Raw genomic sequence first — 10,734 nt, 5'->3', positions numbered from 1 at the left:
GCAGGCGGGCCTCACCGATGACAAGCAGCTCTACACCGAGCACATCAAGCGGGCGGCCGACTTCGTCGTCGCGCACGGGCCCTCGTTCGGGTCCGAGCGCTGGGAGGAGCAGAGCGGCTACTCGCCGTCGACCATCGCCGCCGAGATCGCCGGCCTCGTCGCGGCGGGGGAGATCGCCGATGCCAACGGTGACCACGCGTCCGCGCGGGTCTACCGGGCCACTGCCGACCAGTTCGCGCGGAAGGTCAAGAACTGGACCGTCACCAGTACCGGGCCGTATGCCGACATCGCCGGCGGCTCCTACTTCATCCGGCTGTCCAAGGACGGTGACCCGGACGCGGCCACGACGTACAACCTCGGCAACGGCAGCATCGACGCGGACCAGCGCGCGGTGGTCGACGCCGGCTTCCAGGAGCTCACCCGGCTCGGCATCCTGCCCGCGAATGACCCGGTCGTCGCCCGGTCGCTGAAGGTGGTCGACCAGGTGATCCGCCGCTCGACCCCGAGCGGGGACGGGTTCTACCGCTACGGCACGGACGCCGCCGGGAGCGAGGACGGGTACGGCGACTGCTGGGAGCCCGACCCGACCAACTGCTCACCCTCCGGTGAGCCGTGGGCCACGGACGACGTCGGGTCCGGGCACGTGTGGCCGGTGCTGGCTGGGGAGCGTGCGGAGCAGGAGCTGCAGCTCGGCAACACGACTCGCGTCGCTGAGCTGCTCCAGTCGATGCAGCAGTCCGCCTCCGGGATCGGCCTCGTCCCCGAGCAGGAGTGGGAGGACCCGGCGCTGCCGGCCGACCCGTACGGCACGGACCCCGCGACCGCCTCGATCGGCTTCCAGCCCGGCCACGCCGCGGGCTCGGCCTCCCCGCTGACGTGGGCCCAGGCCGGTGAACTGCGCCTGATCGCCTCCCTCGGCTCCGACCGGCCGGTCGAGCAGCCGTCCATCACCCGGAGCCGGTATGTCGTGCACGGCCAGGCCCAGCGCTCCGCCGTGCCCGTGCAGGTCACCAGCCCCGCTGACGGGGCCGAGGTCGACCAGGCGACCACGACCGTGACGGGGACGACGGCACCGGGGGCGACCGTCGATGTGGCCTCGACGGCGGTCGACACCGGAGGCGACAGCCGGACGGTGGAGACGACCGCCGGTGCGGACGGGGCGTTCTCGGTCGACGTGCCCACGCCGTTCGGGACCTCGGTCGTCACCGTCGCGGCGACCACCGCGGACGGCGCCACCGGCTACGCCCAGCGCACCGTGATCTCGGATGCCATCGCGGGGAACGTGCTGCTGGACGTCACCGACCCCAGCGGCGACGACAACGGACCGGGCACCTACGCCTACCCGACCGCCGGGGACTTCCACGCCGGTGCGTTCGACATCGAGCGGTTCCAGGTCATCGACGCGGGCGACACGGTCTACCTGCGCACGCGGCTGCGTGACCTCCACCCGACCTTCGGGTCGGCGCTCGGCGCCCAGCTGCTCGATGTCTACGTGCACACCCCGGACGCGACGACCACGTCGACGCAGGCGGCCTACCCGTCCCGGAACTACCAGATCGCCCCGCAGGACGCCTGGAGCGAACGCCTTGAGGTGCAAGGCTTTGCCGCGCCGGTCTTCGTGGATGCCAACGGCAACAGCCTCGGCAACGCGAACGTGCAGGCGAGCGAGGCCTCGCGCTACATCACGATCTCGGTACCCACGTCCGCCTTCGGGACCCCGGGGCCGGGCTGGTCGTTCGCGGTCGTGCTGCACGGGCAGGACGGCTACAGCCCGGACCAGGCGCGGGGGTTCGCGCCGACTCCACAGCCGTACCTGTTCGGCGTCTGCCCGACCGCGGGCACGTCCAGCCCGATCTGCGCGGTCGACCCCGGCTCGGTGCCGAAGGCCACCGACGTGATCACCCCGGCCGGCGTCTTGCAGGGCACCGAGCTGGACCCGACACAGCAGCCGGTGCAGGTGCGCGGGGTGCCCATCGGCTGACGACGTGCCCCTAGCATCAGCGAGTGACTTCCACCGGACTCGTCCTGCACCCCTTCCGTGCCACCCGCTTCACCGCGCGTGAGGACGTGGGCCTGCGCCTCTGCCCGCCGTATGACGTCGTGTCGCCGGCCGAGCGCGCCGCCCTGGTGGAGCGGTGCGACAGCAACGCCGCCCGGCTCATCCTGCCCGCCGAGCAGGAGGCGGCCCTCGCCGACGGGGACGCACGTGCTGGTGCCCGGCGCCTGCTCGACATGTGGGTCGCCGAGGGCGTGCTGGCCGTCGACGACGAACCGGCGCTCTACGTCTACGAGATGGCCGCCGACGGGCAGGTCACCCGCGGGCTGCTCGGCGCCGTCGAGCTGCGTGACCCCGCGGACGGGGTGATCCTGCCCCACGAGAACACCATGGCCGGGCCGGTCGCGGACCGGCTCGCGCTGATGAGCGCCACGGAGGCCGACCTCGAGCCGATCTTCCTGGTGTATGACGGTGGTGGCGCCGCCTCGGACGTGGTCGCCTCGCCACAGGGGCACGCGCCGATCGCCTCGGCGCAAACCCCGGACGGGACGCGCCACCGGCTGTGGGCGGTCACCGACTCCTCGACCCTCGCCGCCGTGGCCCAGGACCTGGCCGAGCGGCGGGCCCTCATCGCGGACGGACACCACCGCTATGCGACCTACCTGCAGCGGCAGGCCCAACACGGTGGGGAGCCAGGCCCGTGGGACAGGGGGCTGACGCTGTTGGTGGACAGCACGGCATACGGGCCGCAGGTGCACCCGATCCACCGGGTCGTGGCGCTGGGATTCGACCAGGCCGTGGGCAAGCTGGCCGGTCAAGCGACGGTCGGTGAGCCGCTGCCCGTGGCCGACGCCGAGCTCGAGGTGCAGCGGTCGGCGGAGTTCGCGGTGGCGCTCGCGCAGGGGGACCGGGCCGTGGTCGTCCGGGCACTGGACGCGGACACCGTGGCCTCCGGCCTCGCCGCCGCGCATGGTTCGGCGCTCGGGCGGCTGGACGTGACGCTCCTGCACCGCGTGCTGGTCGAGCGGATCTGGGGCCTGAGCGACGACGAGCAGACGGTGGGCTATGCCCACTCGGTCGAGGAGGCGCTGGTGGCCGCCGGCGATGACCGGACCGCGGTCCTGCTGCGGGCGACGCCGGTTGCCGACGTGGCCGCCGTCGCCCGGGCGGGGGAGCGGATGCCGCGCAAGTCCACGCTGTTCGAGCCGAAGCCCGCCTCCGGCATGGTGATTCGCCGACTGACCGATGACGCCCCGGTTACGCGCTGAGTGCGGGCACCTTGAAGACCTGCGTCGTGTGCCACTGGACGTGGTGCGCGTCGGGCAGCGGGGTGCCGGGTCGTGCCCGTAGCCGCTGGCCGTGGAGGTCGTAGACGCGCTGCGCAGCGTCCGACCGCGCGGTGAAGGCGCGGGAGACCACGATGTGCCAGCTGGCGTCGAGGCCGAGCGCGCCGCGGTCGAACAGCTTGTGGTGCAGGGAGCAGAGCGCCAAGCCGTTGTCGAGGTCGTCCGGTCCGTCGAAGGTGAACCAGCGGACGTGGGCAGCCTCCAGGCCGACGACAGCGTTGCCGAGGCGGCCGTCATACCGGCAGAAGGCGCACTGCTGGTCCCAGGCGGCGAGGACCTGAGCGGGCCAGGACGAGCTGCGTCTGCGCTCCGGCACCGTGGCCACCGTCCTCCCGGTCGAGAGGACGAGCTCCGGGTCGAGCCCCACCGAGGCGAGGACGTCGGGGGCGACGGTGCTGGGGAACTGGCTCTCCACGATCGCCCGGGCGGCGCGCTCGATCTCGCCGGGTGCGAGCAGCGCGTGCTCGAGGGGGAGGGCGAGGCGGCCGGTGACCGGCTCGGCGTCCAGCGGGCCGATCCGGTCCATCGGCACGTCGTGGCTCAGGGACCAGACGCCGTCGGAGCGCAGGTGGGTGAAGGGATAGGCGGCTGCCTGCCGGCGCCCGGTCCTGCTCGGCGGCCCGAACTCGGCGATCAGCTCGCTGAGCTTGGGCTGGCTCTCGTCCCACCGCAGGCTGCTGGTCCCCGTCTCCTGCAACCGGCCGAGGGCGAGGAGCACGAGCAGGGGCTTGCTCGGCCGGCGGACCCCGTCCTTGCTGTGCTGGCGCAGGGACAGGAGCCGTTCGAGCCAGTCCTCGACCAGGCTGGGCGAGCGGTGGTGCGCGGCGGCAGGTGGCTGTGGTTCCGGCATACCGCGCTCTTCCCGTCTCGACGTCGACCTGTGGTGGGGCACAGCCTGCCATGGATCGCGCCCCACCCACGCGAGGTCCGTTCTCGTCCGCTCCGACCCGGCGGTAGGGTCCGATCGTCTGCCGACGGGCGAGGGAGTGGGACATGGCCGCGAGGGCGGTGCCGGCCGAGCCGACCTTTGTCACGAACTCCGAGCGGGAGGTGTGGGAGGAGCTGGTGCGCACCCTCCCCGACGGCGCGATCGTGCTGGCGAACGTCCGGCTCACCGACGAGCGCAAGGATCACGAGGCCGACCTCGTCGTGGTGATCCCTGGCGCGGGAGTGGTGGTGGAGGTGAAGGGCGGCAGCGTCTTCGTCGAGGGCGACACCTGGCGGCAGCGGCGCAGCGGGGATGTGGTGACGATCCACCCGGTGGACCAGGCGAGGGACAGCAAGTACGCCCTGCGGTTCTACATCGAGTCCGACCCACGGTGGCGCGACTCCTCGCGCACGCGAATCCGCTGGGCGCACAGCGTGGTCCTGCCGTATTCGGAGGTGGACGCCGACTTCGCGATGCCGGACTGTCCGCGCTGGTGCGTGCACGGCCGGGCGGACCTGGGCCGGCTGGCTGAGCGGCTCACCGACGTGGCACTGCGCCAGGAGAGCGGCCACCGGGTGCCCGACGAGGGCGACTGCGACCTCATCGTCGAGATCCTGCAGGGACGGCACCTGCCGATGCCCGACCCCACGGCCGACGCCGACGACCGTGCGGCCGTGGCGGACCGACTGACCCAGGAGCAGGCGGCGCTGCTCAAGGTGACGCGGCTGCTGAACCGCGTCGAGGTGCGTGGCGGAGCCGGCAGTGGCAAGACGGTCATGGCGCTCACCCAGGCCAAGGAGCTCACGCGCGGCCGGGCCGACGTCAAGGCGCAGCGAGTGGCGTTGGTGTGCTACTCGATCGGGCTGGCGGAGTACTTCAAGCGCCAGCTCGCCGGTGTCCCGCGGCGCCAGCGGCCGGCGTTCGTCGGGACGTTCGCCGACCTCGGCCGGTTGTGGGGCGCGCCGACCGGATCGCGCGAGGACAGCGACTTCTGGGAACGGGAGCTGCCGCGGCGAATGGCTACGCTGGCAAGCGAACTCGACGACGGGCACAAGTTCGACGCCATCATCGTCGACGAGGCCCAGGACTTCGCCGACGAGTGGTGGACGCCGCTGGTGCGGGCCCTTCGCGACGAGGAGACCGGCGGGCTGTTCGTCTACTCCGACGAGAACCAGCGGATCTTCGCGCGGTTCGGCCAGCCGCCGGTGCCCCTGATCCCGTTGGTGCTCGACACGAACCTGCGCAACACGCGCCAGATCGCCTCCGTGTTCGGCCCGTTGGCCCCCTTGCGTATGACGTGTCGCGGCGGTGACGGCCCCGAGGTCACCTTCCTGTCCGCTCCCGCGGACGACGCGCTCGAGGTGGCCGACGAGCAGGTGGAGCTGCTGCTGGACGAGGGGTGGAAGGCAGCGGACGTGGCGCTGCTGACGACGGGCAAGCGGCACCCCGTCCAACGGGAACGGCAGGAGGCGCTCGGACAGGAGGGCTACTGGGCGTCGTTCTGGGAGGACGACGACGTCTTCTACGGGCACGTGCTCGGGTGCAAGGGCCTCGAGCGGCGTGCCGTCGTCCTGTGCGTCAACGAGTCCGAGGCGCGGGAGCGGTCCCGGGAACGGCTCTACGTCGGGCTGTCCCGGGCCACGGACCGGCTCGTGGTCGTGGGTGACCCGGGCGTGGTGCGGGAGATGGGTGGCGAGGCCGTCGCGCAGCGGCTCGGGCTACCGCGGCCCTGAGCCGGCCGGCACCTCCGTCGGCTGGCCGTGCGCACCCGTGATTCGGCAATGGCCGAACGGCCGATGCCGTTTCGTGATCTGATGAACTGAACTGGCGAGGGTGACGCAGGGGGTCGCGATCATCGACGTGAGCGGGAGCAGGCGTGGGGGATCAGTGGGGTCGAGCCGTGCTGTCACCGGGCGCGACGAGAATGTGGTGGTGGACGTGTTGATGGATCGGCGCCGCCGACGCCTCTGGAGGTGACGGCACCCAGCGCAAGGAGGCAGCAATGGCCAACATCAGTCGAGTCACGGACCGGATCTGGACCGGGGGCGACCTTCCCCTCCACCTCGGGGTGGACGCCATGCTGGCGGACCTCGAGGAGGTCCGGCTCGCCGGCATCACCCACGTCCTGGACAACCGACTGGAGTGGGACGACGAGGAGTTCGTCGAGACCTGTGCGCCCGGACTGACCTACCTGTGGAACGGGGAGGACGACATCGGCCAACGGATGCCGGACCACTGGTTCGACGTCGGCGTCGCCTTTGCCCTCGAGGCGTTGAGTGAGCCCGGCACGGCAGTGCTCTCGCACTGCCACATGGGGATCAACCGGGGGCCGTCCATGGCGTTCGCGATCCTGCTGGCGACGGGGATGGAGCCCGTCGCGGCCCTGAGCGCGATCCGCGCGGCACGACCGATCGCGGCCATCTCCTACTCCGGTGACGCGCTCCGCTGGTGGCACCACGCGACCGAGGCTCCGCTCCACGTCGTGCGGCGGGAGCGGGCGCAGGTCGCGGCATGGCACCGACAGCATCCCCTCGACGTCGTGCGCATCATCCGCAGGATCCGGGACGAGGAACGAGGTCTGTCAGTGGTCCCTCCTACGGTGGGAGGCGTTCCAGAGGGTGCTCCGGTGAGCACGTCGGGGAGCGATCTGGTGAACACGCGCGGAGACGCTCGCAACAGTGCGGGCTGAGCCGCAGGGGGATGAGGAGGGGGCCATGGGCCAAAGCACCAAGCTTGACGTCGACCTGATCGTGGTCGAGGAGACCGACGGGGTGGACCTGCTGGTCGACCTGCGCGCGGCCGAGGTCGTGGTCGACGACGCGGTCGGCGCACAGACGGTCGTCGTCGTGCTCGACCGTTCGGGGTCGATGGCCGGGGAGCCGTTGACGGCCGCCAGGAAGGCGATCAGCACGCTGGTCGGCAGGCTGCGGCCGAAGGATCGCTTCGGGCTCGTGGTGTTCGACGACACCGCGGACCTGGTGGTGCCGACCGCACCGCTCGAGGTGCTCGGGGCGGCGCAGGTGCAGGCGGCCGTCCACCAGGTGGCCCGGGGTGGCACCACCGACCTGAGCGCCGGCTATGCGCTCGGCCTGAGTGAGGCGGGCCGGGCCAAGGGGCCGAACGGTGCGACGCTGGTCATCGTCAGCGACGGGCACGCCAACGCCGGCGAGCGGTCCAGCGACCGGCTGGCGCAGCTGGCCCGGGCGAAGGCAGGCGCTGGCGTCACCACCACGACCATCGGGCTGGGACTCGGCTACGACGACGAACTGCTTGCCGCGCTCGCCAAGGGCGGCAACGGCAACCAGGTCTTCGCCGAGGGCCTCGACGACCTCGTGCCCGCGCTGACCGACCAGGTGGCCGGGCTGTTGACCAAGGCCGTCACGGCCACGAGCGTGACGATCCGTCCGCGCGGGTGCGAGCCCTCCGGCATACGGGTGCTGCACGACTATCCGACCGCCTGGCTGGGCGACGAGCTGCTCGTGCACCTCGGTGACCTTGCCGGTGGCGACACGCGCAAGGTGCTGGTCGAGCTCGACCTGCCGGATGTTGCCGCGCTCGGCGTGCAGACGGTCGCCGAGGTGGTGGTGCGGTACACCCCCGTCCCGGAGCTGGAGGAGAGCTCGCTCACCCTGCCCGTGACGGTGAACCTCGTGCCGGGGGAGCAGCCGCCGGCGCGCCTGTCCGCCGATGCCCTGTATGCCGAGCGCAGCCTCCAGCAGGCACAGTCCAGCAAGCGTGCGGCCATCGCGGCGATGCGAGAGGGGCGGGCGCAGGAGGCGGAGGCCATTCTGTCCGAGGCGTCCGAGCGCCTGGGGTCGGCGATCGAGGGCCTCCCCGAGGAGTTGCGCGGCACGTTGGAGGAGGACCGCACCGAGCTGCGGCACCTTGCCTCGCTCGCGGCGGAGCGGGAGGTGGAACGGACCGTGAAGACCGCGTACGAGTCCATGACCTCCATGGGGCGGTCGCGCCCGATGCCCCGGCGTGGGCCGCGGCGGGCGAGGTCCCGGGAGAGCAGCGACGAGGTGAGGTGAGCAGCGCCGGGACAGCAGCGCCGGTCAGGTCTACGCGGGCGTCCTTTCGGGCGCGCCGAGCTCAGCCCCGACCGGCCGAGGGATCAGGAACGACGCGGCCAGCGCGAGCAGCAGGATGACCAGGCCGGCGGTGAGCCCGCCGTAGTAGCCCGACGGGCCGGTCCCGTTCGCGCCACCGGTGGCCGTCTCGACGCCGAAGATCACCGCGAACGACAGGCCCGCGCCGAGGTTGAAGGCACCGGCGTTCAGCCCGGGCAGGAAGCCTTGGTTCTCCTTCGGTGACAACACGATGCCCAGACCGTTGAGGATGATGTTGCCGATCCCGGCATACGTGATGCCCAGGAGGAGCGAGACCGCCAGGAGCAGCAAGCGCGAGCTGCTGCCGACCACGAGCATCATCAGCGCGATCGTGGCCACCGAGCCGGCCATCCCGATCCGCAGGATCCGGCGGTAGCCGAACGTCGCCGCCATCCAGCCGGACAGCGGGCCCATCAGCAGCCCGGCGAGCGCATACGGCGTCAGCGTCCACAAGGCCGCGACCCCGGCGGCCATCCGGTAGCCGCCCGAGGAGTCCTGGGCGAGGTTCGGGATGAGCCCGTTCATGACGGCGAAGACGCCGGTCATGGTGAGCAGGGTCGTCAACAACAGGGACCAGGTGGCGCGGCGGCGGAGCAGGTGGGTGGCGACGAGCGGGTGCTGGCCGCGGTCCTCCACGCGCCAGAACAGCCAGAACGCCACGGCGGTGACCACGAGCAGCACGATGACGAGGACCCAGTTCGCGGCGGCGAGCTTGCCCAGCTCGTCGAGCGCGACGAGCAGGGCGCCGACGGAGATGACGATCAGCAGCACGCCCAGCCAGTCCATGCGCTCGGTCTTCTCGGCGGTGGACTCCCGGGAGAAGAACAGCATCGACAGGGCGGCCAGTCCCGCGACGACGGCCATCGTCCAGAAGACCGCCCCGAAGCCGTGGTGCTCGGCGAGGTACCCGCCGCCCAGCGCATCGACGCCGGCGATGCCGCCGTTGATGGCGGTGAGCACGCCCATGAGCGTGCCGTACAGCTTGGGGTCACGGACCTCGACGCGCAGCATGATCAGGCACAGCGGGACCACCGGTCCGGAGACGCCCTGGATGACGCGGCCCACGAACAGCACCCCGATGTTGGGGGCGAGCGCGGCGACGGCGCAGCCGACGCCCATCACGACGAGCATCCCGGTCAGCACCCGCTTGCGGCCGACGTTGTCGCCGAGGCGCGGCAGGAACAGGGAGAACAGCGCCGCCGAGGTGAAGAAGGCCGTCTGGGTGAGGCCGACCGACGCGGCATCGGTGTGCAGTTCACGCTGGATCGTCGCCAACGCCGGGCTGAGCATGCTGGCGTTGAGCTGGAACGCCACGCAGGCCGACAGCAGCGCCACCATGAGGGTGGCGACATTGACCTTCGACGGGGTGGTGGTCTTCTGCTCGGCGGTCACAGCGGGACGTCGCCGATCCGGGCCAGCGCGTCCACGATCAGGTCCCAGAAGCGCTGGTGGTCAAGCTCCGTCGCGACAGCGGTGTGGCAGCCAGGGGGCGCCGGCGCGCGGAAGTCCGTGACCGTCATACCGGTGGTGAGCAGCCCCGCCAGCTCGATGTTCACCGGCGCCTTGCGGGTGCGGACGATGGACGGGTCGATCACGTAGGCGACGGCGCACGGGTCGTGCACCGGGGGAGCGTCGAAGCCTTGGGCCTGGCGGTACATCGTGCCGAAGAACTCCAGCAGCTCCACGACGAAGCGGGAGGCGGTGGTGTCGACGGCCGCGATCCGCTTCACGACCTCGGGCGTGGCCAGCGCCTGGTGGGTCAGGTCGAGGCCGACCATGACGACCGGCCACGGCTCGTTGAAGACGATGTGCGCGGCCTCGGGGTCGATGGCGATGTTGAACTCGGCCACGGCACTGTAGTTGCCGACGTGGTAGCCGCCGCCCATGAGCACGACCTCCTTGACCCGCTCGGCGAGGCGGGGCTCGCGGCGCACCGCCATCGCGATGTTGGTCAGGCCGCCGGTCGGCACGAGGGTCACCGTCTGCGGCTCGTGGGCCATCACCGTCTCGATGATGAGGTCGACCGCGTGCCGCGGGTCGAGGGCGGTGGTGGGCTCCGGCAGCACCGGCCCGTCCAGTCCGGACTCGCCGTGGATCTCGGGGGAGGTCGCCACCTCGCGCACCAGGGGACGTGGGCACCCGGCCGCAATCGGTATGCCGTGCAGGCCCGCGACGCGCGCGACGCCGAGCGCGTTGCGGGTCACCTTGTCCAAGGTCTGGTTGCCGACGACCGTGGTGACCGCCAGCAGCTCGATGTCGGGGTTGCCGTGCGCGAGCATCAGGGCGATCGCGTCGTCGTGGCCGGGGTCGCAGTCGAGGATGATCTTGTGTGGCAAGGAAGGCTCCCATCGAGGC

General features: G+C 71.7%; 8 protein-coding genes. 5 read left to right on the top strand and 3 right to left on the bottom strand.

The annotated features are described in order from the left end of the window. Positions 1-1,981: glucodextranase DOMON-like domain-containing protein (locus tag VFL99_RS18105; RefSeq protein WP_325107770.1), on the top strand; the 1,981-nt coding region annotated here is incomplete at its 5' end. A 23-nt stretch (positions 1,982-2,004) separates the two neighbouring features. After that, the gene (locus VFL99_RS18100) at positions 2,005-3,264 is read left to right on the top strand and encodes a DUF1015 domain-containing protein (protein ID WP_325107769.1); all 1,260 of its coding nucleotides are present in this window, start codon (positions 2,005-2,007) and stop codon (positions 3,262-3,264) included. On the opposite strand, the gene VFL99_RS18095 is transcribed toward VFL99_RS18100, so the two are convergent. Continuing rightward, positions 3,254-4,192 (bottom strand): phosphorothioated DNA-binding restriction endonuclease, encoded by a 939-nt coding sequence (locus VFL99_RS18095; protein ID WP_325107768.1) that lies wholly within the window; start codon positions 4,190-4,192, stop codon positions 3,254-3,256. The genes VFL99_RS18100 and VFL99_RS18095 overlap by 11 nt on opposite strands. A 143-nt stretch (positions 4,193-4,335) precedes the next feature. Here VFL99_RS18095 and VFL99_RS18090 point away from each other — a divergent pair, with 143 nt between their 5' ends. From VFL99_RS18090 to VFL99_RS18080, 3 genes are all read left to right on the top strand, one after another. Then, on the top strand, positions 4,336-6,003 hold the full coding sequence (locus VFL99_RS18090; protein WP_325107767.1) for a nuclease-related domain-containing DEAD/DEAH box helicase: 1,668 nt from the start codon (positions 4,336-4,338) through the stop codon (positions 6,001-6,003). Positions 6,004-6,272: 269 nt separating this feature from the next. After that, positions 6,273-6,959: a protein-tyrosine phosphatase family protein gene (locus tag VFL99_RS18085; protein WP_325107766.1), complete on the top strand. Its 687-nt coding sequence runs from the start codon at positions 6,273-6,275 to the stop codon at positions 6,957-6,959. 25 nt (positions 6,960-6,984) lie between these two features. Beyond that, positions 6,985-8,301 carry a vWA domain-containing protein gene (locus tag VFL99_RS18080; RefSeq protein ID WP_325107765.1) on the top strand — a complete coding sequence of 439 codons (1,317 nt, stop codon included), beginning with the start codon at positions 6,985-6,987 and terminating at the stop codon, positions 8,299-8,301. A 30-nt stretch (positions 8,302-8,331) separates the two neighbouring features. Here VFL99_RS18080 and uriT read toward each other — a convergent pair whose 3' ends face one another. Further along, the gene (gene uriT, locus VFL99_RS18075) at positions 8,332-9,771 is read right to left on the bottom strand and encodes a uridine transporter UriT (RefSeq protein WP_325107764.1); all 1,440 of its coding nucleotides are present in this window, start codon (positions 9,769-9,771) and stop codon (positions 8,332-8,334) included. Beyond that, complete coding sequence (gene uriH, locus VFL99_RS18070; RefSeq protein WP_325107763.1) at positions 9,768-10,715, bottom strand: uridine-preferring nucleoside hydrolase UriH; 948 nt, start codon at positions 10,713-10,715, stop codon at positions 9,768-9,770. The genes uriT and uriH overlap by 4 nt, the downstream gene beginning before the upstream one ends. Positions 10,716-10,734 lie beyond the last annotated feature (19 nt).

It is taken from the genome of Segeticoccus sp., assembly GCF_035708005.1.
This window is presented reverse-complemented; position numbering and strand designations above follow the sequence as displayed.